Here is a 24,596-nt window from a genome sequence, read left to right on the forward strand (position 1 = left end):
ATTCGACGACGTCGCCGTACCCGCCCTACTCGCGCGCCAGGTGCGACCGGGCGATGACACTGTCGCGCCCCATGACCGCCGTCATCGGATCGGTCAGGAATCGAGAAGCCCGCGCTGGATGGCCCTGCCTAGCGTGTGGGGCATGAACATCAGCATTCACCACGCCTTTCTCCCGCATACCGGCGCCGAAGCGGCTCTGGGCTTCTACCGCGACACCCTGGGCTTCGAGGTCCGCAACGACATCGGCTACGAAGACCTGCGCTGGATCACCGTCGGACCGGTCGGCCAACCCGGCACCTCCATCGTGCTGCACCCGCCCGCCGCCGATCCCGGCATCACCGATGACGAGCGCCGCACCATCCTGGAACTCATCGCCAAGGGTGCCTACACCGCCATCACGCTGGCCAGCGACGACCTCGACGGGCTCTTCGACCGCCTCCAGGCCGCGGGGGCCGATGTCGTCCAGGAACCCATCGACCAGCCCTACGGAGTCCGCGACTGCGCCTTCCACGATCCCGCGGGCAACCTCATCCGCATCAACCAGCTCAGCTGAGCGGAGCGAGCCGCACGCCCCACGCCGCCGGCTCAGCCGAACCCCTGACAGCTCGAAGGAGTCACCCGATGGCGCTCTCTCTCGACATCATCACGATCGGCGTACCGCGGGTAGAAGCCGCATGCGCGTTCTACACGTCCGTGTTCTCCGCCACCGCGACCGACCACGACCACACCGCCAGCCTGGCCCTGCACGGCACCGTACAGCTCGCCCTCCGGCAAATCGACGCACTCGCCGACGACTCCGGTACCAACCCGGCGACCTCGGGCTTCCGTGGCTTCGTCCTCTCCTCCATCGTCAACCAGCCCGCCGAGGTCAGGGCTCTCCTCGATGCGGCAACCGCCAATGGCGCGTTGATCATCAAGCCGGCGAAGAAGGAGTTCTTCGGCGAGTTCACCGCCGTGTACCAGGCGCCGGACGGGGCCGTCTGGAAACTGGCCGCCGCCAAGAAGGAGAAGGATCTCGTCCCGGCCCCTCCGCAGCCGACCGAGACCGCCGTTTTCCTCGGCGTCGCCAAGCCGAAGGCGTCCAAGGTGTTCTACGAGAGGCTGGGTATGAGCGTCGACCGCGACTACGGCGACAAGTTCATCGACTTCGCCATCGCCGACGGCGGGTGCCGACTGGGCCTGCTCCCCCGTAGGGCTCTCGCCAAGGACGCCGGCGTCGACGAGCACGGCGACGGCTTCTCCGCACTCGTCCTCACCCACACCGCCGGTTCCCGTGACGACGTCGACACTCTTCTCCGCGCCGCGCACTCCGCCGGTGGCCGGGTCACCGCCGCAGCGGCCCCTACCGACCAGGACGACTACACCGGGCACTTCACCGACCCCGATGGCTTCAGCTGGAGAGTCACCGCACGCGCATGACCACGACCGGCCGCCGGGGCGGGATCGGGTAGGCCCTGAACGGGCCGGACCGGGCCTGGGGCGACGACGGTGCGGCGAACGGTCCGGGAGGCGTGAGTGCGCGAGCCCACCCTTACCACGACCCGATGGCGGTGCGGCGAACGGCTACGGCACCGGCCCGGTACGCGACGCCCGGATCAGCGGGTGTTGCGACGACACGAGAACCCAGGACGCATCGCACGGGGCGATACGGACGGGGTCGTTCGGCTGCTCAGTGCACCGGCCTCGGACGCCCCGGACGCCACCCGAGCATCAGACTGCCGTGCCCTCGCCGCATTCCGCCACAATTCGTTACAGTGCGTCACGACTCATCGCCCCGAACGCGGCCCAAGCCGGCATTTCCCAGAACGGTCGGTCGGCTGCCCGACGGGGCTGCTCCTATGGCGGCGTACATACCAGCGAGGCGGTCGACGATCCGCCCCTTCGGCGCCCTCGGGCCCAGGCCGGCCTTCGGCCACCCGATGGGGATGGCGTGGAGTACGACGGTGTCCTTCGCGGTCCACGGCCCGATCCGCCCGGGACAGCCCGCCCACCCCGCCCACCCCGGACAGCTCAGCCGAAACGACCCGACCCGAACCGGCCCGCCAGGGCGGCCTGACCCCGCAGGCTTGACCGGCTCATGCCACCAGTCGGATCACAAAAACTACGACTTAGGAGCAAACTGTTCGATATAGCCCAGAACCGCTGGCGCCGACACCGAAGGGACCCATCAAGTCACCGGTCCGCTGGAACCGTGTCGCCCGAGCGGGAGCGCGGGGCGCCGACCAGGGGTTTCTCAGGCCGGGAGCGCCAGGGTGAGCGAGGAGGTGGGACGTGGCAGCGCAGGGCAGCAGCCCCGGCGATCAGGACCAGCCACCGCCGCACGCCCCCGCACATCGGCCCCCCGACCCGGTGAGGCCGTCCGACGCCTCAGCACCGTCAGCCCAAGAGTCCGCCCACGACCCCAATCCGGCGAGCCGGCCCCCGCCCCACACCACGCCGGGCCCTCCACCCGAACAGCCCCCACCGGGCCGGCCCGGCACCGTCCCCGAAGCCGAGGCCGCGACACAACGGAGCACGACAGAGGCGGTGGGCCCCACCGGCACACCACCAGCGGCTGACTCCACGTCCGGCACGAAGTCCACCACCCGTCCCGACCCCGCGGACACCCCCACCGCGGCCGCCCGGCCCACCCTGCGCGAAAGCGTCATCCGACTGCTGAGCTCCCCGGACGCCGACACCCTGCTCGCCACGGCGATCGATGTGGCACTCGCGGGCATCGCCCCGGACGCCGGGGCGGTCTTCATCGCCGATGAGGACGGCTGGCTCCGCCTCGCCGGGCACCGGGGCATGGACACGGAGATCATCGAACGGTTTCCCGTGGTCGCCCCGGACTCCCCGCTACCGCTCGCCACCGCCGTACGCGAGCAGCGGGCCGTCTACGGCGTGGCCGAAGACCTTATGGTGCGGTATCCCGACCTCAGCGACATGCTGAACGTCGCCATGGACTATGTCGTCCTGCCCCTGATGGTCGACGACCGGTGTCTTGGCGGCCTGGTCGTGCGGTTCGCCCGGATCAGCAGCCTCTCCGCGGAGGACGAACAGCTGCTGGCCATGGTCGCCGACGTCTTCGCGCACCGGCTGGAGCACCTCCTGGTGCTGGAGCTCTCCGGCCCGCCCGCCGGTGCGCCCGTGGCCGACTCCGCCACGGGCAGGCTGAGCAGGCGAACCCGGCTGGAGCTCGCCATGTCGAGCGGGAACATCGGGGCATTCGAATGGGACATCAGCACGGGGACTCTCATCTGGGACGAACGCACGGTCAAGCTGTTCGGAATCGAATCGGAGGGATTCGACTCACGCATCACCTCCTTCCTCGACGCCATCCACCCGGACGATCGGGCGCCCGTGCAGCAGGCGATCGAGGAGAGCATGAAGACCGGGGAGTACCACGTCGTCTGCCGCGCGGTCTGGCCCGACGGCACCCACCACTGGCTGGAGGCCAAGGGCAAGGTCGAGCGGACGGAGGGCGGTGAGCCCGGGAGCATGGTCGGGGTGGTGTGGGACATCACCGAACAGCGGGAGCGCGAGGGCAGGCGCGAGGCCCGCAGGGAGTTCGTCCTGAGGGTGACCAGCGCCTTCGCGGCCGCGCTGACAACCCAGGACGTCCTTGACGCCATGACCGGCACCGTACTGCCGGAGCTAGGCGCGCACGCCATCGCGATCCATATCGAGCTCGACGGACGGCTCCTCCTCGCGGGCGCGGCCGGATACCCCGACGAGACCATGGAACGGCTACGCCTGATCGGAGCGGAAGGCGACGGTCCGATGGCCGCGGCGCTACGCGCTGGGCATCCGCTCTTCTTCCGCACCCGCGAGGAGTACGTCCAACGCTTCCCCGACCAGCGCTTCCGGCCGTCCCCGGGCCATCAGGCACTTGTCTTCATGCCGCTGGCCTCGGCGGACGGCACGGTCGGCACCTGTCTCATCTCCTACGCGGAACCCCGTGACTTCGGTTCCGACGACCAGATCATCATCGCCGCCGTCGGCGGCATCCTCGCCCAGTCCCTGGCCCGCGCCCGGCTCTCCGACCTGTTCCGCCATCGGATGACCGAACTCCAGGAACTGATGATGCCGCGCACCCTGGATCGGCTGGCGGGGTACGAGATCGCCGCTCGCTACCTCCCCGCCGCCGAAGGGATGCAGGTCGGGGGCGACTGGTTCGACATGATGCCGCGCGAGGGCGGGGGCGCCTCGTTCGTCATCGGCGACGTACAGGGCCACAGCGCACAGGCCGCCGGAGTCATGGGACAGCTACGTACCGCGCTGCGGGCGCATGCCTCGGACGGTTACCGGGCCGAGCATCTGATGGCGCGCGGCAACCAGACCCTCTGGGGCCTGGACACGGAACGCTTCGCCACCTGCTGCATCGTCGATGTCGCCCCGCCCGGAGACCTCCAGATCGTCCGGGCCGGCCATCCCAGCCCGCTCCAGTGCGAGCCGGACGGAACAGTCCGCGAACTGGAGGTGCCCGGTGGGCTTCCCCTCGGATACGCACCGGATGACCGGTATCCCGTCTTCCACGGCCAACTCCGACCCGGTGCGACCCTGCTGCTCTACACGGACGGTCTGGTCGACCGGCCCGACCGCCCGTACGAGACCGCGGTGGCCGCCGTGTCCGCCGCGGTCAGCCAGTGGATGAAGGAGGCCGGGGAGGGCAGGGCGGACGCATCGTCCTCTCTCGGGACCCCCCTTGAAGAACTCGCCCACATCCTTGTCTCGGACGCCTTCACCGACCCCGGGTACGACGACGTGGCCGTACTGCTGATCCGGCGGCTGCCCCTCCCGTGAGGCGGGCGGCCCTTCGGCCGCGACACCGGCGGGCGGATGGAACGACCCGGCGCTGGTCCCCTTGGCAGCGCATGGACCCGCTTCTCACACAGGGGTCGTCCCGGCCGGGACGACCCCTGCCTCTGGGCCCGGGGTGCCTTCAGGGGGAAGCGCTCGCGGGTCGGAGGTCAGCTCGCCCCAGGCCGGGCGCCGTCGAAGAGCTCCGGGTGCTGCGCGAGCGCCTGACGGGTCCGGCGGATATGTCCTCGCATGACGAGACCCGCCTGATCGGCGTCGCCCTCCCGCAGCGCCCGTACGAGCATGCGGTGCTCATCGTGGACGATCTCGCTGCCCTGCTCTTCGAAGAGCCGGTAGAAGGCGAGCCGGTACTGCTGGGTCATGTTCCACAGTCGGCAGACGAAGTCCGCCAGCACCACCGTCTCGGCGCCCGAGTACGACAGGTCGTGGAATTCGCGGTCCAGATGCAGAAAGTCCTCAGGAGTGGCCGCGCGCTCCATCCGGGCGGCGAGGTCGTCCATCCGGTCGAGCTTCTCGGCGGTCAGCCCGGGCAGGCTCGCGCTGATGAGGAGCGGCTCGATCTGCTCGCGCAGTTGGTACGCCTCCTCGCACTCGGCGAGGTTCAGCTGTGCGACCCAGGCCCCGGCGTTGGCGATCAGCGTCACCAGGCCGTCGGACTGCAGGATGTTCAGGGCCCCACGCACCGGGATACGGCTGGCTCCGTACTGTGCCGCGACCTCTTCCTGCCGGATGCGCGATCCGGGGGGCAGCTCCCCCGACAGGATCGCCGCGCGCAGACCGTCGGCGATACGGCGGCTGGCGTTGCCGTGCCGTCCGGCGCCCCCCTCCCGGTCGGCCGGACGGCCGGTCACGGGCTTGCTCGGGGTGCGCGGGACGGCGGTGTCACTCACGGTGCACAGTCTCCTCAGTCTGCTGGGCGGTTCGGGTTCCACAGTGTCACCGGCGCGCCCGCTTCGTAAGCCTTGCCCTGCGGAAAGCTCACCAGCTCGAACTGCATCCCCCAGGGGGAGAGGAAGTAGACCCAGCGCTGCCCCGCGCTGGCGTTCGAGCTGGCGACCGGCTCACCGAGCACGCGAACCCCGTGGGACTTCAGATAGTCGACCGCGAGATCGAGATCGTCGACGTAGAACGCCAGATGGTGTCCGCCTATGTCGCTGTTGCGCGGCTGGGTTCGCTGACCGTCGGCGGACTCCCACTGAAAGACCTCGAAGTTCGGCCCGAAGCCGCAGCGGTAGAAGTACAGCTTGCGCATGACCGAGCGCGGATGGACGTTCAACTGCTCGCTCATCCACTCGCCGCGCTCGCGCTCGAACGGACCGAGTTCGTAGACGCGCACACAGCCGATCACCTCGGTGAAGAAGGCGTCGGCCTCCTCCAGGTCAGGAACGGTGAATCCAATGTGCTCGGTGCCCTTCAGGCCTGGCAGCGACATGAGCACTCCTTCCTCCATCCAGGGGCCCTCCCATGGAATTGGATACAATAGACCCACCGATATCGGTCTTCAACCGGCACGAAAGCAAACCAAGTATTGAGATTGGATTCTATTGGGTCTACGTTGGGCGAAGCTTCAACAGCGCGACGATGTGCTGTTGCGCTCAGATGTCACGGAGGAGCCTTGTCACGTCAACGACGTTTGGACCCGATCAGCCCCTGGGTGGAGCTCACCGCCACGCAGTCGGACTGGAGTAAGGCCGATCCGGACCTGCTGCGCGGCATGCTCGCCCAGCTGCACCTGATCCGGGCCTTCGAGGAGACGGTGCTTGAGCTCGCCGGTGAGGGGCTGGTGCACGGCCCGGCCCATTCGAGCATCGGGCAGGAAGGCGGGGCGGTCGGTTCCTCGATCGGACTGCGGTCATCCGACGGCATCAACGGCTCGCACCGCAGCCACCACCAGTTCCTCGCCAAGGCCCTCTCACACGTGACGAAGGGCCCGGTCGACCTGGCGGACCTCGTCAACGGGGACGTGCGCACGGTGCTGCGCCGCACGCTCGCGGAGATCCTGGGTCTCGCCCAGGGCTTCAGCAAGGGACGCGGGGGTTCGATCCATCTGCAATGGCTCGAAGCCGGCGCGCTGGGCAGCAACGCGATCGTCGGCGGAGGCGTCCCGCTCGCCGCGGGCAACGCCTGGGCGCAGCGCCACGCGGACACCGATGACGTGACCATCAGCTACTTCGGCGATGGAGCGGTCAACATCGGCTCCGTACTGGAGACGATGAACCTCGCCGCGGCCTGGGACCTGCCCCTGTGCTTCTTCATCGAGAACAACCTCTACGCCGTCTCCACCCGGGTCGCCGAGGTCACCCGTGAAGAGCGGCTCTCGGGCCGTGGTCTCGGATTCGGCATTCCGTCCTGGCGGGTCGACGGGATGGACCCGCTCGCGGTGCACCTGGCCATGGCCCAGGCCGAGGAACTGATGCGCAGCGGCGGTGGCCCGACCATCATCGAGGCCGACGTCTACCGCTTCTTCCACCAGAACGGCGGCTACACCGGCAGCGCCTTCGGCTATCGCACCAAAGACGAAGAGGCGGCCTGGCGCGAGCGGGACCCCCTGCTGAAGGTCGAGCGGGAGATGTCCCGTCTGGACCTGCTCGACGACGCCATGGCGGCCGGAGTGCGCGAGCAGGCGACCACCGCGATGCGACAGCTCGCGGACGAGCTCGTGGAGACCGATCCGGACGCCCGGGACAAGCGGCGGATCGTTCCCGCGCTCTGGCCCGACCCGGCGACCGTCAACGACGGTCTACGCGGCGACGCCAGCGAACTGGACGGCGCTCGCACCCTCGACCCGGCACACTACGAGGGACCCACCGAAAAGAAACGTTTTGTCACAGCGGCGTCCGATGTTCTCGGCCGTCGGATGGACCAGGACCCGCGGATCGTCGTCCTCGGCGAGGACGTCCACCGGCTCGGCGGCGGAACCAACGGCGTGACCAAGCGGGCCCTACAGGTCGCTTCCGACCGGGTACTGGGAACGCCCATCAGCGAGAACGCCTTCGCGGGCCTGGGCGCCGGCATGGCCCTGGACGGCCGGTTCCGGCCCGTCGTCGAGTTCATGTACCCCGACTTCCTCTGGGTCGCGGCCGACCAGGTCTTCAACCAGATCGGCAAGGCCCGCCACATGTTCGGCGGTGAGAGCGCCGTCCCGCTGGTGCTGCGCACCAAGGTCGCCATGGGCAGCGGCTACGGCTCACAGCACCTGATGGACCCGGCCGGCATCTTCGCCACCAGCCCGGGCTGGCGAATCGTCGCCCCCTCCACCGCGGCCGACTACATCGGGCTCTTCAACACCGCGATGGCCCTTGACGATCCGGTCCTGGTGATCGAGCACGTCGACCTGTACGGGCAGTCGCAGGAAGTCCCCGAAGAGGATCTGGACTACCAACTCCCGCTGGGAGTGGCCGCGCTGCGCCGGACCGGCTCCGACATCACCGTCATCAGCTATCTGTCGATGGTGCACAAGGCCGCCGAAGCGATCGAGAAGACCGGAGCGGACGCGGACCTGATCGACCTGCGATGGCTCGACCGGGCCTCGCTCGACTGGGACACCATCGGCGCGAGCATCCGCAAGACCAACGCGGTACTGATCGTCGAACAGGGCGCGCAGGGAACCTCCTACGGCGGATGGCTCGCCGACGAGATCCAGCGCCGCTACTTCGACTGGCTCGACCAGCCGGTCGAGCGCGTCACCGGTGGTGAGGCCAGCGCTCCCATTTCCCGGGTGCTCGAAGCCGCAGCCATCGCCCAGGTCGATGACATCGCCGCCGCGCTCCAGCGCAGCCTGGCCGCCATGGGAGGCAACTGATGGCCCTCGTCATTCGTATGCCGGAGATCCTGACCGGCATGGCCGAAGCCATCGTCATCGGCTGGCATGTCGCGCCGGGCGATGAGGTGTCGGTCGGACAGCCGATCGCCGAGATCGAGACCGAGAAGGCGGCGGTCGACTACGAGTCGGAGCAGACCGGCACGGTCGCGGGCTTCCTCATCGAGCTCGGCGCACCGGTGACGGTCGGTACCCCGATCATGGTGCTGGCCGTCTCGGGGGAATCGGCCGAGCAGGCGCTGGCCGAGGCGTCCGGAGCGGCGGGAGCGGCGTCCGAGAGCACAGGCGATGCCGTCGCCCCAGCCACCCCAACAGCCCAGCCCACGCCCGCACCCGCACCCGCACCCGCACCCGCACCCGCACCCGCGATCCTGCCGGTGCGGATCGAGGCACCCGCGGACCGTTCCGGCGAGTCGGCGGCAACCGGGACCTCCGTCTCGGCGGCGCCGGCTGCGTCCCCGGAACGCCGGTTCGCCAGCCCGCTGGTGCGACGGCTCGCCCGCGAGCGGAATGTGGACCTCACCACCGTCGTCGGCACCGGCCCCGGCGGTCGCATCGTCCGCCGCGACCTCGACCGCTTCGCGGCCGGCGGTACCGCGCAGAGCGCCGCCCCGCCCGTCGCGCAACCGGCCGCGCCCCAGGCCCAGCCCGTGGCCGCGCCGGTCACAGCGGGCGCGAGCACGACCCGGCCCGCGCCACGGGCGGATGACGGCGAGTTCACCGATGTGCCGCACACCGGTATGCGTCGGGCGATCGCCCGACGGCTCACCGAGAGCAAGAGCACCGTTCCCCACTTCTACATGGATGTCGACTGCCGCGTTGACGCGCTGCTGGAGCTGCGCCGCACCATGAAGGCCGACATCGGCCCCGGCGCGCCCACCCCGTCCGTCAACGACTTCGTCCTGAAGGCTGTCGCCGGGGCGTTCCAGGACGTGCCCGAGGCCAATGCGATCTGGACCTCGGATGCGATCCGCCGGTTCGCCTCGGTGTCGGTGGCGGTCGCGGTCGCCATCGACGGCGGACTCGTCACCCCGGTCGTCCGCAACGTCGACACCCGCTCGATCGGCGACATCGGCCGCACCGTCGCCGACCTGGCCAGCCGGGCCCGCGAGGGCCGGCTGAACCAGTCCGAGCTCGAAGGAGGCTCCTTCACCGTGTCGAATCTCGGTATGTACGGGATCGAGCGGTTCGGGGCGATCATCAATCCCCCGCATGCGGGAATCCTCGCGGTGGGCGCCGCCACGCGTCGCGCGGTGGTCGACGACGATGGGACCATCAGTTCCGCCACGGTGATGACCGTCACCCTCTCCGGCGATCACCGGGTCCTCGACGGGGCACTCGCCGCACAGTGGTTGGGCGCGTTCAAGGCACGTATCGAGCACCCGATGCGCATCCTGCTCTGAGTCCGGCTCACCATCGGCGGAGCGCGGTTGATCGCTGAGAACGCCACCAACCGCTCCAGCTGAGAACTGCCCCGGCCACCTCATCGTGGCCGGGGCAGTGGGGTGTATGGACCGGTTCCCTGATCGGCCGTCCGGGCCCGGGACCGACCGAGTGTCACAACGGACGCGCGCGACCCTCCGACTACCTCAGGGAAGTGGCGTCCACAGCAGCGGGGCCACCATCGCGTAAGCGCCGAGGAGAACAACGGTGAGCACCGCGACGGGCAGGACGCGCTTGCGGAAGATCCCGAACGCCGCCATCAGGACCAACGGCCACACCACATAGAACTGTTCGGTGATGCTCAGCGACCACATCGCGGACAGCGGCTGGATGCTGTTCGAAGTGGTCCCCGTACGCGTCTCCGCGAGAGATCTGTGTCCAGTTGGCGATCTGGAGCAGGGAGCCGATCGCCTGGTCGGAAACGGCTCGGACTTCCTTGACCGGGCTGGCCACATAGGCGATGGCCACGACCACCCCGAGGGTGATCACCAACCCGGGGAACAATCGCCTGAAGCGACGGAGGTAGAAGCGTCCGATCCGAATCCGTCCGTGCCGTTGCACCTCTCTGACCAGGATGAGGGTGGCGAGGAAGCCGGACAGCACAAAGAAGGCGTCCACACCGAAGAGGCCGTAGCTGAACCAGTCGGTGCGGTAGAGCAGCACGGAGAGGATCGCGACGCCCCGCAGACCATCGACCGCGGCGAAGCGAGACCGCACGGGTTCGGGCTCTGGCTCCCGCCCTGGCTCGGGCTCTGCGATAGGTGACGGTGCCTCAGTTGACGGTGCCTCAGATATTGGGTTCCGGTGTGCTCGACACTGCCGGGACATCGGACCGCGGTTCCGACCGCGGCTCAGCTACGAGGAGGGGGCCATCGGGAACGTACGGCTAAGGCTGTACGACTGCGGCTGCGGCTGCGGCGCGTACTGCTGAGGCTGCGGACCGTATGTCTGCGGGTCACCGGAGTACGGCTGCCCCGGTATGTACCCCTGCGGATCACCGGAATACACCTCCCCCGATGCATACCCCCCGCGGGTCACCGGAGTACGGCTGCTCCGGTATGTACCCCTGCGGGTCCGGAGAGGTGGGGTGGGGCTCTTCCGAGGGGTGCGGCCGTGGATCGGGCGTTGTCGGCCTGCCGTACTGATCGTAGCCATAGGGCCCCGAGGGATCAGCGGGCGGCTGACGACGCATGACGTACTCCTGAGGGCAGGGCAGTGCGCGGAGGGCAGAGCGTCGGCGCCGCTGAGGTGCGTACGCTCTCGTCGTCGACGGTCGCGCCACAGCCGATGCGCAGCCCGGGAGGCAACTCATTGCCGGAGCCCACTCGGGCGCCGTCGCCGATGACCACCGTGTCCGCGGTTGTTCCCGCACCGATCTCAGCGTCCCGGCCGATCACCGAGTGGTAGACCACGGCACCTGCGGAGATCCGCGCACCGGGCAGTACGACCGTGCCCTCGACAACGGCGCCCGCGGAGATCCGCGCACCCTCGCCGACGACGGTGCCACCGCTCAGAACGGCGTCGGGGTCGACCCGAGCCCCCGGCAGCACAAGGGCGTCACCCGTTGGCCCGGGCAGGGCAGGGGAGTCGATCCGGCCCCGCACCAGGTCGGCGGAGCCCTTGACGAGCGCGGCCGGGGTACCGAGATCAAGCCAGTATGTGTCGTCCACAACACCCCTGACCAGAGCGTTTTCCGCGAGCAGGGTGGGGAAGGTCGCCCGCTCCACGGACACGACACGACCGGCGGGGATGCGGTCGATGACCGAGCGGGTGAAGACATAGCAGCCGGCGTTGATCTGGTCGGTGACGATCTGCTCCGGGGTCTGCGGCTTCTCCAGGAAGGCCGTCACCCGGCCGTCGGGGTCGGTCGGCACCAGACCGAAGGCGCGTGGGTCGGATACGCGTGTCAGATGGAGGGTGACGTCGGCGCCGGTGCCGCGGTGGCCCTCACGCAGTGCGGCGATGTCCACACCGGAGAGGATGTCGCCGTTGAAGACCAGCACCGGATCGCCGGGATCGCAGGTCAGATGCTTGGCGGCATTGCGTATCGCGCCCCCGGTGCCCAGCGGCTCCCGCTCTGTGGCGTACACCAACTCAAGCCCGAAGTCCCAACCGTCGAAGGCCCTCTCGAAGAGTTCCGCGAGATAGGAGGTGGCGAACACGATCCGGGTGACTCCTGCGGCAGCGGCACGTGCCAACTGATGTGCGAGGAACGGCACGCCGGCCACGGGGAGCAACGGCTTTGGGGTGTGACTGGTCAGCGGCCGAAGCCGGGTGCCCTGGCCACCGACCAGGAGGATTGCTTCAGACATGGGAGTACGCCTTGGGAACGGCAGCAGAACGGCAGCGGAACGGCAGGATGCCCGGCTTCCACTCAGCGGTGCGCCGCGCGAGTTTCGCGCGGTGACGCGACTGGGTGCGAACCCCGTCGACGACTGTAGGTGCCATGGAAAAGTTCAGCTCCGTGTGAGTGCGGCGCCGGTGGGCAACAGCCGGCGCGGCAGAGCAGCCACTCCCGCTCCCTCACACCGGAAACCTCACCTTCCGGCGTCTTCCAGAACGGCGTACCTACGCGGGCTGGCTCCCAGATCCCTCCCATGCGGTACATACCAGCCAACCATTTTGGCATCTACGCACAGAAGGTATGCACTAGGGGTCAAGCCGTGCTCAAAAAGTGATCAAACTACGGCATACAGCGGAGCTGCCCACCAAAGCCATCAGAAGTGATCACTTAGGGCGAGCGGCACGTCCTCCACTCGCCTCCTACCGGCGTTTCCGGCTATAGCACCCTGTAGGGGTACAGCATCCGGTTATATGCTTTTTACCCCATACCCTATTGATCATGGACTGTCGCGCTTGTAATGTCTGACTTTCCATCAGTTGCGGAAGCATGCGTCTTGAGCCAGTCGACCTCCTGTGTCGCCGGCCTCCAGCGCGGCGGAGTGCCGAGCGGCGCCCGGAAGTGGGGCTGCCACCGGTCGGTCACGGCCCCCCCTTGGCATCGTCTCGTGCGGTGAGTCCTCTAGGGGGAACAGGTGTCCCATCGAACTGCCGTCGGGCAGGCGGTGAAGCGTCCTCGGGTCGCGCTGGCCTTCGCCGCTGTCTTCGCGGTGTTGGCGGGGCTGCTCGCGCCGCTGTTCGCGCCCGCGACCTCAGCGCAGGCCGCCGGTACGGCGGTTCTCGATGTCTCCATCGAAGCAGTCGACTCGGCCACATCGGCACCGCAGTCCGACGCTTCGTTCGGCGCGCACCGCGACTCGGTGGCGTACAAGGTGGCGTACTCCTGTGCGGCCGCTGACTGCGCGGACACCACGGTGCGGTTGTCGCCGTCGCAGCGGGACCCGTACGGGTTGTCGACCGAACCGATGCTGAGTTATGGGAACTGGACTCCTCCGGCCGGGCTGCCGGGCGCGTCGATCGATGGCACGGACGTGACGGGCAAGACCGTCAGGCTGGGTGAGCTGTCCGCCGGCCGGTCGGGAACGTTCCTGGTCGTCTACGACATCTTCGCGGAGGGCACCTACACAACGCCTCGGCCGGCCCAGTACTACCCGTCCGGATTCAAGATCCAGATGTCGGCGACGATCAGTGCGTCCAGCGCGGTCGGTCCGGCGAAGGCCGATGCCCAGCCGGTGACCTGGACGAACACCGTCCCGAACCCGGGGGTGAACCAGTCGAGTCCTGGGTCGGTCAAGGCCGGGGCCAGGGTGACCTGGAACGTTCAGATGAGCTCGGGTTCGTTCGCGCGCCTCGCCGCTTCCCGCATCACGGGGACATCGCAGTGGGTCGCCGCCGGGAGCTACACGGTGGTCGAGAAGCTGGACCCGCGAGCCGTGTACGTGGCGAGCACCGGCGGCGGTGTGTACGACAGCGCGGCCCACACCATCACCTGGTCGCTCGGTACGAAGGACGCGCCCGACGCGCTGGCCGCGGGTGGCTGGGGCTGGTCCAGCAGTGCGGGTGGCTGGACCGCTCGCGGGCCGTACTACACCCGCACCGTGACGGTGAACTATCCAGCGAGCAAGTTCACCTCCGATCCCGGTGGCTGCGATTTCGAGGAAACCGTGACGCACCAGGTCAACGCGTCCGTCACCTACCTCGACCCGGATCGCACCACGAAGACGGCGTCGCAGGAGATGTCTCACCCGGTCTCCTGCTACGCCCCGTTCCCCCGGGCGGACCTGGCGAAGGACAGCACCAACAACGCCTCCAGCGGGGGCACCAGGTTGGTGAACGTTCCGCCGGATGTGACCGGGCTGACCTGCCCGGCCAGCGGCCGTGACGACTGGACCCGTCTGTGCACCCCGGGTGCGGCCCTCGCTCCGTTCGCCGACAACACCTACAACTGGACCGTAACGGCCCGCAACCAGTCGAACCTCCCCGGCGTCGCGGTCATCGAGGACGACGCACTCGACCAGGCCGACGCACGCGCCAACAGGATCACCACGTCGAGCACCACCCCCGCCGCCACGATCGCGTGGACGCTGAACAACGGCACGACCGGAACCTCGAACGGGTCGGTCACCGCCCCCGCCGGTACCTGGTTCACCAAGGCGAAGATCACCAGCGGCACCCTCGCGCCACCGCACAGCCGCCCGGCCGACACCGGATCGACCCCCTTCTACGCGTATTTCCACTACACCGTTTCGTCGAGTGCCCCGGTTGGCGGGAAGCGCACCAACACAGCGACGGCAACGATGTCATGGCCGGACAGCAGCCTCACCGCGATGGGCCTCGGCCCAGTCTCCCGAACCATCCAGTTCCGTGAGACACCCAGGCGAAGCCCGGACTTCACCGCTGACTTCCCCTCGCCGGCAGTTGTCGAGGGCGGTGGGAACGCAGTGCCGGGCAAGGACGTGACCTTCGGAGTGCGCGGTAGGACGGCGAACATCCCGGGCGAGGTGAACATCACTCCGCAGTATGTGTTCATCGCGCCGGTGGGATGGACGATCAAACCCGACTCCGCCTCGTTCGCGGAGGGCACCGTCCCGGACGGTGTGACGTTCGACCACACGACGAAGACCGTGGGTGGTTCCTCGCGTGAGGTGGTCGTGGCCACCTGGCCCAACGATGTCTCGTTCGGTGAGAACGGCAACTGGCCGAACCTGGCCGTGGTGGCGCGGCCAGGCTATTCGGTGGCGGCCGGGACTCGCAGCGTTGCACACACCTGGATGGGAGACTCCCGGCACACCTGGACAGACGTCGAGGCCGCCTATGGGAGCGCGGTGCAGGACGCGCCGGATGTCGACGGTGACGGTGCTACGGCGGAGTGGTTCGCGAGTGCGTCGCAGACGGTGAACGTCTCGGCCGCGGACGGCCTGAGTGCGCTGAAGGAGATATGCCGGCCGACGGCTGGCGCACCGGACGGGTGCGTATGGGTGTCGAATCCGGATGTGGCGGTCCCGGTGTCGCCCACGGCGAGTGACCTCCGGTACCGGGTGACACTGGAGAACACCGGAAACACCACGCTCAGCGGAGTGGTCGCCTATGACGTGCTGCCGTATGCCGGCGACAAGGGCACCAGCTCCGGAACCGCCTCCACACCTCGTGGGAGCACCTTCAGCCAGACTCTGGGCAGTGTGTCCGGCATCTCGCCGAACCTCACACTCGCCTACTCCGCCTCCACCAACCCCCAACGCGACGAGGTCTACCCCGCCGCACCGGGCGCGGTCGACGACTGGGGGCCGGTCGCGTCGGGAAGGAACGCGATCCGCGCGACCGTACCGGGCGACCTCGCCCCGGGTGGGACCGCCGCCTTCAGTTTCACCGCGGCTGTGGCCTCGGGTGCGGCCGCGGATGCGGTCGCCTGCAACTCGGTGGCCCTGGACAGTGCCCAGACGCTGCCCGCGGAGCCGCGCCCGGTGTGCGCGACCACCCAGGAGGCCGATCTGCTGGTGTCGGTACCGGATCGTCTGCCGCTCCAGGTCGGCCGTCCCGGGGTGCTGCCCTTCACCGTGACCAACGGCGGTGGATCGCGTCAGACCCCGGCGAGGGTCGCGGTCAGTGTGCCGGCCGGCCTCACGGTGACCGACCTGGAACCCAACGGCTGGGACTGCACCGCCGATCCCGCCACCAGCCCGCTCAACGGACCGGTAACGCTGACCTGCGCCCCGGTGGACGGGGCTGGACCAGGCACCCTGCGCAAGGGGGTTCCGGTCGCTCTCCACGTCCCCGTGGTGCCCGCAGCAGCGGGCCGGATCTGTGTACCGGCTGCTGTCACCGGGCCGATGTACGACCCGGAACCCGCCAACAACGAGACCACCGGGTGTCTTCAGTCCAAGGTCGCCACGCCCGGCCTCTCACTGGCGAAGACCGATGGGCGCACCGCGGTCTCCGCAGGTGAGGAGTACACCTACACCCTCACGGCGGCGAGTCTGCTGCCGGCCGAGAAGATCACCGGGGCGATGGTGACGGACACCCTCCCGGCCGGCCTGGCATTCGTTTCCGCGACGGACGGCGGCAGGGTCAGCGACCAGGGCGCGGCGGACGCGTACGGCCAACGGCCCGGCGGAACCGTGACTTGGCAGCTCCCGGACCTCGCCCCCGCGGCTGCTGTCTCACCGGACGGAGACAAGCCCGACGGTGGTACCGGCGCCACCGCGGCCGTAGAGGTCACGGTCCGCGTCCTGGCGGGCGCGACAGGTGCCGTCGTGAACACCGCCCGGGTGGCCGCGCCCGACCCTGCCGATGAGGACGCGCAACTCAGCGCCACCGCCGTGGACACCGACGAGTTGCGGATGCTCGCCCTCACCAAGACCTCGGATATCACCGCGGCCGGTGTGAGCGCCGGGGACACCGTGATCTACACGGTGACCGCGAAGAACACCGGAGGCGCCGACTACACCGAAACGACTCCGGCGGTGGTGACCGACGACCTGGCGGGCGTACTCGACGACGCGGCCTATACGGCCGGGTCCGGGTCCGCCACCGGCAGCGACGGCTTTATGGAACCGATCGCAGACCCGGACAGCGGCATCCTGAGCTGGTCCGGACCGCTGAGGGCGGGGGCCAGCGTCACACTGACCTATCGGGTCACCGTCGGCGGCGACGGGGACCGAACCCTGGACAACGCCGCCTTCGGAGGCTTGGCCGGGTCCGTGTGCAACAGCACGACAGGCCGGGACGCAACCGGTGTGCCGTGTGCCGCCACCAGCGACGGCTTCGCCCCGACCCTGACCAAGACGGTCGACTCGACCACCCAGAACGACAACGGCACCTGGACCGCGGTCTATGGAATCGGCGTCACCAACCCGAACCCTGAACGGCCGGTCAGCTACGACCTGGCCGACGATCTCCGATTCGGCGCCGGAATCGACATCGCCGCAGCAGAAGTCACCAGCACACCGAGCGGTGTCACCGCGCAGCAGAGCTGGAGCGGTTCCGGCGCGGTTGCCGCCGATGTCGAACTGCCGGGCGGAACCACTCACCGGTGGACTCTCACGGTGACAGCGGACGCCCATGGCCTCGCGGGGACCGCCGCCGGAATCTGTGTGGGCGGTGCCGACAGCGGGTTCGCCAACCAGGCCACCATCACCCTCGCGGACTCAACCACCCGCACCGCCGACGTCTGCGCCCAGCCGGTCAAACCGTCCCTGGCGAAGACCATGGACGGCAAACCCACGCGCAACGAGGACGGAAGCTGGAGCATCCCCTATCGGATCACGGTGACCAACCCCCATACCGCGCCCGCCACCGGGCTGAGCTACCGGCTCGATGACCGGCTGGCCTTCCCGAAGGGAGTCAAGGTCCTGGCGGTGACCGCCGACACCGGCGAGGCACCGGTGAACCCGGGGTTCACCGCGGGCCTCGGCACCATCAGGGGAGCCGCTGTCACACCGGACAGCGCGCTGCTGACCGGCGCGGACCGCGTTCCCGCCGCCACCGCGGCGGGCCCGGGGACCCGTGACTACCGGGTCACGGTGACGGCGCGCGCGAGGGCGATCGATGTGCTCACGGAGGAGGTCCGGTGCGGGTACCCGGCGGGACGCGGCTACGGAAGCGCCGTCGAGCTGTCCGCGACGGACACGGTGATCGCAACGGCCAGCGCTTGCACCGATATCACCGTCCCCAAACTCCACTTCACCAAGGATGCCGACACCAGGGGGCCTGTCCATCCCGGTGACACCATCACCTACACGATCACGGCCAGAAACGTCGGTGACGCCGACTTCGTCGCGGGCGACCCGGCCACGGTCTCCGACGATATGACCGGAGTCCTCAGACACGCCGGCTTCAGCAAGGAGGCGAAGGCGAGCGCTGGCACGGTCGTCGTCGGCGAGACCCGACTCCTGTGGTCCGCGCCCATAAGGTCGGGCGAAGCGGAGACCCTCACCTACTCGGTCACGGTCAACAAGACCGCCGCGAAGGGCGCGGAGATCGTCAACAGCCTCTCCGCGATCGGCATCGAACCAGCCCCCGGACCAGGGACCGAACCAGGCGCCGGACCAAGCACCGGACCAAGCAGAGGAACAGGCACCGGACCGGGCACAGCAACGAGCGGAAGCCCCGGCACACACCCCGGCTCCATGCCGAGTTCGGGTTCAGGCGGTAGCCAGAGCGGGGGCCCTGGCACCGGACCGGGTGCGCGGCCGGGTGAGCAACCCGAGGCATGTCCGGCGAAACCGTCCGACCTGCCGGGGGGAGCTTGCGTGGTGACGACGAGCGTCACACCGAAACCCGACTCCTGGCTGGCCAACACCGGAACGAAGATCACTTCCATCGCGGCACTCGGTCTTCTCGCGCTCGTCACCGGCGCGGCGACGGTCCTCAGCGTCAGACGGCGACGAGTACTCCGCGCCTCATCCTGGTGAATCGTCCGGTGCGGTAGCCGAGGGAGGGAGGTCTCGGCGGGTAGTAGAGGGTGTCCGGCGTCGAGCCACCGTGGCCGGGCCGGACACCCCGGTGTCCGAAGGCAGCATCCTGGAGCGGTGGTTGTGCCGTCCTGACGACCGACACCGACCGGGGCGGCGTCCGGAAGGCCGGCGCCCCGGCTCGGGATGGGTCACCTGCCGATCCGGCTCCGCTCTACCGACCCCCGGTGGCGCTGTTGCGGCACAGGCCCGATGACTGAGCCCGCTGACCGGGCCCGAGGTCCAGGCCCCGATGGAACCGAGCAGCGAACTGCCGTAGTCGAGCGGTCCGGCCGTGGGTGGGGCGCCGGGCGCGACCTCGTCATGCTCGGCGCTCGCACACGCCTGCCGCCGCCGTGCTCGGTTGTGCGGCGGGACATCACATGACACGGCGGCAGGGGCCGGTCAGGCGCATCGCTCACCACCCCATCGACGATCGCCGGGAACACCGCACTCGATCTGTCGCGTTCGAGTGGGGCCCATGCCACGGGCTCACGCTCCGCTGGGGCGCATCGGGTCGGTGCCGCGCATCTGACGGACCCGCAGTTCCACCTCCGGTGGGCGAGGGATTCAGCTCATGCGGAGGCCGGTCCCAGAGCAGGGGGGTGCCCCGGGACCGGCATTGCCGGGCCACGTGTCCGGACGGGGGGGTCCGGTCCCCAAGAGGGAGCGCGCCCGGCTCCGGACGGGGGCGTCCGGGACCAGTGGGTAGCGGCACACGACAGGCCCAGAACGCGGGAAGTCCTGAAATGACCGTGTTGCACCGCCACTTGCGTAACCACTTGATCATAGATGTCCCTTCTGGTTCAACCCTGCCCAGTAGTGACCTTTGCCCCTTACGTGATTCGCTATCCCGATCATGGAGCTAAGCGGAATCTGACGTACCATCATGGTGCTGAAGTCTTGCATGTCCGACTGTGCATCAATTTAGATGTCCAATGTGCGATATGTACGTATAGCTAAGAATCTGACGCCCCCGCAGACCCGCTTGCGGACGGTTGAAGAACCAACGCCTGCGCAGTTGCGCGGCGAGGTCAATCCGGTGTGTGAGGGGAATCGATTGGACGCTCCTGTGTTCGATGAGGTGACACCCGCGAGCAACTGTGACTGCCCCGGTTGTGCCGACTGGCGGCGGACTCAATCACGCGGCCTACCAGTTCGTCTTGGGGGGAACCCGGCCGCGCACGGCGCCCGGCGGCACGCGATCGTTCTGGCGGCGACGGCGAGCACCGTGTTCAGCGGTATGGAACTGACGGCGGTCGCAGCCGACCACCGCCCGCTCGGTCAGGGACAGGCGACCGGTGGAGCCGGAATGGCGGCGACCGTCGGGGGCGCCGCCATGGCGGCTCCAGCGGTCGCCCCACTCGCCGCCCCGAACGACAACCCGCCCTCGCCCCAGGGTGTCACTGGCCCCCTCCACAACATCGCCAGGGCATCGACGGCGACGTCGGCGCCGGCGTCGACGGGGTCGACGGGGTCGCGCACCACCACCCGCGCCGAGATCATGAACCGGGCCACGAAGTGGGTGAACGCCAAGATCCCGTACAGCATGTCGAAGTACTGGTCAGACGGGTATCGCCAGGACTGCTCGGGCTTTATCTCGATGGCCTGGGGCCTCGGCAGCAACCAGTGGACCGGGAGCCTGGCGAACTTCGGCGTCCGAATATCCAAGAACGAGCTGCAGCCCGGAGACATGCTCCTGTTCCACAACCCGGCGGACCCGGGGAAGGGGTCACACGTCACCATCTTCGGCGGCTGGGCCGACAACACCCGCCAGCGCTACATCGCCTACGAACAGGCTCCGCCGAAGACCCGCAAGCAAGTGACGCCCTACGCGTACTGGAACAACTCCAGCCGCTACATCCCCTACCGCTACAAGGGGCTGAAAGCCGGTGGTGGCTCCGGCCCCACAGCACCCGAACCGGGCGGGACGGCGTTCCCCGGTGCTTCGGCGTTCGGCACCGGCGCCAACAACAAACACGTCACCAAGTTGGGGCAGATGCTCGTGGAGCGCGGCGGCTCCCGCTACTACCGCAGCGGTCCGGGGCCGCGTTGGGGTGAGGCGGACCGCTCGGCCACCCAGGCGTTCCAGAAGGCCCAGGGCTGGACGGGCTCGGCCGCTGATGGCATCCCCGGCCCGAAGACCTGGGAGTACCTGGTCAAAGGCACCGGCCGGGACATCCCCGGGACGGGTGGCGGCGGCTCGGGTCCCGGGAACCCGACGGGCAACCCCGGTACACCCCCCACCTCCCAGACGTTCCCCGGAGCGGCGTACTTCCGTCCAGGACAGAGCAACCCCTACGTCGCCCTGCTCGGGAAGCAGCTCACCCGGAAGGGTTTCGGAAAGTACTACACCGAGGGTCCCGGGCCGCGTTGGAGCGAGAGCGACCGACGCAATGTCGAGGCGTTCCAGCGCGCGCAGGGCTGGCGCGGCAGCGCCGCCAACGGCTACCCGGGCCCTGAGACCTGGCGGCGACTGTTCTCATGACGGATGCGCAAATGAGCCCGGCCAACCCTCATTCGCCCGGGTCCCCCCAAGCCCCCCGCCCGCCGAACCCTCAGTCGGCGAAGCCCCCGAAGCCCGCTCTGCAACGGCGCCCCCTCGGCAAGGACGAGATCGGCTCCCGGTCCCAGCGGCTGATCCACAACGAGGCCACCACCCAGATCCCGGTGCACCTGCTGTTCCGCGAAGACTCCACCAGCACCTCCGTCCTGGCCGCGCCCACAGCCGTGAGCCGACGACGGGGCACCGCCGAGCAGCCTCGGACCCTCACCCCCGGGCCCTTTCCCCGCCCATCGGACACCGCGCGGTCCCATGACGGCCCCGATGCGCTCCGCTCGGGCACCCCCACCGGGTCCCCCGATCGACCGGGCGCCGGGCGGCCGGGAGCCACCGCGCCAGCCAAGCAGGGCGATTCGCGAACAGTTCCGGTCACCGATGCCGCACCCGTGGAGCGGCTGGCCCGAGCGCTGCCCGGGGCGGTCGGAGTCCTCGCCGGGTTCGCGGGACTCTCAGGCCAGGTGGTCGCGCTGTGGTGGGCCGGGGCACTGCCATCGGTCGCCGTCACACTGCTCGGGCTGCCCGAGTACGGGGACGAGGCAGGGGCCCTTGGCACCTGGCTCAACACGATCACCTTCGGTTCCGGCCCCACCCCCGCCGGGTCCGCGGCCCTCGGTGCCGGGCTCTGGGCAGTGCTCGCCCTGACCGGAACGCTCGCCATCTTCGGGTTCGGAGGTCTCGCGAGGGGCCGGGTCGGCCAGGCCTGGGTGCTCACCCTCTTCGGCCGGTACCGGGGCTCCGTTCGGCGGACGGGTCTTATGTGGGTGAACCCTCTGCTGCTGCGCCGCCGGGTCGACATCCGGTTGCGGCACTGGCGCAATGAGGCGATGCCGGCGGTGGACGCGCATGGGGTCGCGTTGCGTGTGGTGGTACTGGTGGTGTGGCGCGTCCGCGATACGGCGAGAGCCACCCTGGCCGTCGAGGACCACCAGGAGTATCTGCGGGAGTGCGTGGAATCGGCGATGGCCCGGGTGCTGTCGCAACTGCCCACGGACGCCTTCCACGAGGACGCGCCCACCCTGCGCAACGCCGAGGCGGTCGGTGACGCGTTGACGAAGCGGATCGCTCTGGACGCAAAGCCTGTTGGCCTTGAGGTGTTCTCCGCGCAGCCGATACGGATCGAGTACGCGCCGGAGGTCGCCGCGGCGATGCAACGACGGCGAGTCGCGGCGATCGACGCGCTGCACCGGGACTCGGTGCTCACCTCGGTTGTCGACTCCGTGGAGGAGACGGTGACCAGACTCACGGTTCGCGGGCTGGTCGAGTTGGACGACTACGAGCGCAAGGCCCTGGTCAAGGATCTGACCGTCGCCTTCTACACGGGTCGAGGGACTCCATCGCCCTCCTAGTCGGGGGCGTCACCCCTTGGGGGTGTGGTTCTTCGGGTGCGACTGGCACCTGGTTGGTCGCGCTGTTCCCGCGCCGCTGACGGAGCGGTTGTTCCCCTGCCCAGCAGTGGCTGGTGGAGCGCTCCGTACCCGGGTACGGGCTGTCAGCGCGGGCTGTATTTCGTTGGGCGTAACTCCTGATCACGGAAGATGCATCGATGACCGGTGACAACGCGACCGAGGCCAAGTCCATCCGGGTGATCTTGTGGCTACGGGAGAGAGCCTGGTGCGAGTTCCCCCCTCCGCTCCCCCGGCCCGTCAGCGAACGCGGCCACCGCGGATGCGCCAGCCGCTTCGGCCGCACCACGAGCGGCATCGACTCGATCGGCTCGATCAACGGCGGCAGCGATCCGACGGGCGGTAGGACACCTCCCGAGGAAGCGCCCGGAGTCGAAGACCGGCCGACGGGTCACCCCCTTGACCGGCCTCCCCGCCGACAAGAGCCAGGACCGCCCGATCGGGCGCGGGGAAACCGCCCGAGACACCACCACCTCTGCCGCCGACCGCCGCCCCTCACCACCCGCCGACACCCCCAGGTCAACCCAGCTCATGCCAGACCCAACTACCCCAGGGCTCTTTGCGAAGTTCAGCGAAGAGCCCTAGAAGCGGGCAACTATTGTCACTCTCCGTAACTACTTCGCACGAGTTCCGCTGTCACCCGGCTTGCCGCACAGGGTGGCGTTCCCGCGGCCGGCGATCCCCAGGAGTCGTCCCGGCCGCCACAGCTTCGGGCCGGGTAACCGTCCAACCGGCCCTGGTCCCCCTGTCGGACCTCCGGGAGTCAGACTGACCGAACAGCAGGTGCGGGCACCGCACTGATCCCGATCGCCACCAGCAGACCGCTACACCGGCATCGATCGACACCGTCACCAAGGACGGCCACGGGGTTCCCGCCAGACCACGGCGCGGCAGAGCACCTTGGCTCGGTGCAGTGCCAGCCACATGTCGCGCCAGCCACCAGGCGAATCGCCCCCAAAGAATTACAGAAAGTTATTGGTAAAAGTCGCGTCATAGTCGCGCGGCACCCTGCTCTCTCCATGTAAGGCCCGGGTTCCCGGGCCCGTACCAACAAGGGATTCGAGAACCCCATGCACGTCGTCGTACGCGAGCTGGAACTCAAAGTGGTGCTGTCGGCCGAGCTGAAAGTCCCAGTGCCCGCCCGGCTCACCTACCGCACGGACGACCCGTACGCCGTACATCTCACCTTCCACATCGGCACCGAGAACCTCCTGACGTGGGCCTTCTCCCGTGAGCTGCTCATTGAAGGCCTGCTCCAGCCCTGCGGAGACGGGGATGTGAGGATCTGGCCGAGCAGAGCCGACGGTCGGCGCGTGGTGCTGATAGCGCTCAGCACTCCCGACGGTGACGCACTGTTGGAGACGTCGGCCACTGTGGTGTCGATCTGGCTGGAAAGAACACTGCTGGCCGTTCCCGCGGGCACCGAGTACGCCGGGCTGAACCTTGACCTCAGTCTCGCCGAGCTTCTCGCGCCCCGTCCGACCGACGGCCTGTGGGCGCGGGGCCAGTCCCCTGCCGGCGGCAAGGAAGCGCCCAAGCCCTCAGATGACTCCCCGGACGGCGACGGCTGACGACGATCCTCACGCACAGATGGACGGGCACGCACCGGTCCAGCCGGGCACACCAGGGCATGGGCGGCGTGAGCGGAATCGGTATCCGGCGTCGGCCGGAACGGCACTCGGTTCGACAGGGATGAGTGCCCACCCGGCCGGGTG

13 protein-coding genes and 1 pseudogene are annotated in these 24,596 nt (G+C 69.0%); 9 read left to right on the top strand and 5 right to left on the bottom strand.

The genetic code is table 11. From position 1 onward, the window contains the following. Positions 1-142: 142 nt before the first annotated feature. The 3 genes from NBG84_RS02895 (at position 143) to NBG84_RS02905 (ending at position 4,785) form a co-directional block, all read left to right on the top strand. Positions 143-553 (top strand): VOC family protein, encoded by a 411-nt coding sequence (locus tag NBG84_RS02895; protein WP_250917618.1) that lies wholly within the window; start codon positions 143-145, stop codon positions 551-553. Between the two features lie 68 nt (positions 554-621). After that, on the top strand, positions 622-1,419 hold the full coding sequence (locus tag NBG84_RS02900; RefSeq protein ID WP_250917619.1) for a VOC family protein: 798 nt from the start codon (positions 622-624) through the stop codon (positions 1,417-1,419). 852 nt (positions 1,420-2,271) lie between these two features. Then, positions 2,272-4,785 (top strand): SpoIIE family protein phosphatase, encoded by a 2,514-nt coding sequence (locus NBG84_RS02905; protein ID WP_250917620.1) that lies wholly within the window; start codon positions 2,272-2,274, stop codon positions 4,783-4,785. A gap of 167 nt (positions 4,786-4,952) precedes the next feature. Here NBG84_RS02905 and NBG84_RS02910 read toward each other — a convergent pair whose 3' ends face one another. Together NBG84_RS02910 and NBG84_RS02915 are read right to left on the bottom strand one after the other, a co-directional pair. Next, a complete protein-coding gene (locus tag NBG84_RS02910; RefSeq protein ID WP_250917621.1) occupies positions 4,953-5,693 on the bottom strand; it encodes a GntR family transcriptional regulator in 741 nt (246 codons plus the stop codon). Positions 5,694-5,707: 14 nt separating this feature from the next. Beyond that, positions 5,708-6,235 carry a VOC family protein gene (locus NBG84_RS02915; protein WP_250917622.1) on the bottom strand — a complete coding sequence of 176 codons (528 nt, stop codon included), beginning with the start codon at positions 6,233-6,235 and terminating at the stop codon, positions 5,708-5,710. 183 nt (positions 6,236-6,418) lie between these two features. Here NBG84_RS02915 and NBG84_RS02920 point away from each other — a divergent pair, with 183 nt between their 5' ends. Beyond that, positions 6,419-8,605, top strand: a complete 2,187-nt coding sequence (locus tag NBG84_RS02920; RefSeq protein ID WP_250917623.1) for an alpha-ketoacid dehydrogenase subunit alpha/beta — start codon at positions 6,419-6,421, stop codon at positions 8,603-8,605. Further along, the gene (locus NBG84_RS02925) at positions 8,605-10,026 is read left to right on the top strand and encodes a dihydrolipoamide acetyltransferase family protein (RefSeq protein ID WP_250917624.1); all 1,422 of its coding nucleotides are present in this window, start codon (positions 8,605-8,607) and stop codon (positions 10,024-10,026) included. Before NBG84_RS02920 ends, NBG84_RS02925 begins: the two co-directional genes overlap by 1 nt. Before the next feature lie 181 nt (positions 10,027-10,207). Here NBG84_RS02925 and NBG84_RS02930 read toward each other — a convergent pair whose 3' ends face one another. From NBG84_RS02930 to NBG84_RS02940, 3 genes and pseudogenes are all read right to left on the bottom strand, one after another. Further along, positions 10,208-10,783, bottom strand: a complete 576-nt coding sequence (locus tag NBG84_RS02930; RefSeq protein WP_250917625.1) for an acyltransferase family protein — start codon at positions 10,781-10,783, stop codon at positions 10,208-10,210. A 524-nt stretch (positions 10,784-11,307) separates the two neighbouring features. After that, a pseudogene (manB, locus tag NBG84_RS02935) lies at positions 11,308-12,378 on the bottom strand (mannose-1-phosphate guanylyltransferase); the annotation flags it as partial. Further along, positions 12,371-12,514, bottom strand: a complete 144-nt coding sequence (locus NBG84_RS02940) for a hypothetical protein (RefSeq protein WP_250917626.1) — start codon at positions 12,512-12,514, stop codon at positions 12,371-12,373. The pseudogene manB and the gene NBG84_RS02940, both read right to left, overlap by 8 nt. Positions 12,515-13,101: 587 nt before the next feature. On the opposite strand from NBG84_RS02940, the gene NBG84_RS40985 reads away from it, so the two are divergent. The 4 genes from NBG84_RS40985 (at position 13,102) to NBG84_RS02960 (ending at position 24,452) form a co-directional block, all read left to right on the top strand. Next, positions 13,102-18,876 (top strand): DUF11 domain-containing protein, encoded by a 5,775-nt coding sequence (locus tag NBG84_RS40985; protein WP_250917627.1) that lies wholly within the window; start codon positions 13,102-13,104, stop codon positions 18,874-18,876. A 1,099-nt stretch (positions 18,877-19,975) separates the two neighbouring features. After that, positions 19,976-21,403 carry a peptidoglycan-binding protein gene (locus NBG84_RS02950; protein WP_250917628.1) on the top strand — a complete coding sequence of 476 codons (1,428 nt, stop codon included), beginning with the start codon at positions 19,976-19,978 and terminating at the stop codon, positions 21,401-21,403. Positions 21,404-21,414: 11 nt separating this feature from the next. Next, positions 21,415-22,824 carry an SPFH domain-containing protein gene (locus NBG84_RS02955; protein ID WP_250917629.1) on the top strand — a complete coding sequence of 470 codons (1,410 nt, stop codon included), beginning with the start codon at positions 21,415-21,417 and terminating at the stop codon, positions 22,822-22,824. A gap of 1,127 nt (positions 22,825-23,951) precedes the next feature. Beyond that, positions 23,952-24,452 (top strand): SsgA family sporulation/cell division regulator, encoded by a 501-nt coding sequence (locus tag NBG84_RS02960; RefSeq protein ID WP_250917630.1) that lies wholly within the window; start codon positions 23,952-23,954, stop codon positions 24,450-24,452. The last annotated feature ends 144 nt before the right edge of the window (positions 24,453-24,596 follow it).

This window comes from Streptomyces albipurpureus (genome assembly GCF_023701525.1).
Taxonomy (GTDB): Bacteria; Actinomycetota; Actinomycetes; order Streptomycetales; family Streptomycetaceae; genus Streptomyces; species Streptomyces albipurpureus.

Coding starts and splice junctions, on each gene's coding strand:
- NBG84_RS02915 (WP_250917622.1), bottom strand. CDS start 6,235: ATGTCGCTGCCAGGCCTGAAGGGCACCGAGCACATTGGATTCACCGTT.
- NBG84_RS02955 (WP_250917629.1), top strand. CDS start 21,415: ATGAGCCCGGCCAACCCTCATTCGCCCGGGTCCCCCCAAGCCCCCCGC.
- NBG84_RS02940 (WP_250917626.1), bottom strand. CDS start 12,514: ATGGCACCTACAGTCGTCGACGGGGTTCGCACCCAGTCGCGTCACCGC.
- NBG84_RS02900 (WP_250917619.1), top strand. CDS start 622: ATGGCGCTCTCTCTCGACATCATCACGATCGGCGTACCGCGGGTAGAA.
- NBG84_RS02925 (WP_250917624.1), top strand. CDS start 8,605: ATGGCCCTCGTCATTCGTATGCCGGAGATCCTGACCGGCATGGCCGAA.
- NBG84_RS02960 (WP_250917630.1), top strand. CDS start 23,952: ATGCACGTCGTCGTACGCGAGCTGGAACTCAAAGTGGTGCTGTCGGCC.
- NBG84_RS02895 (WP_250917618.1), top strand. CDS start 143: ATGAACATCAGCATTCACCACGCCTTTCTCCCGCATACCGGCGCCGAA.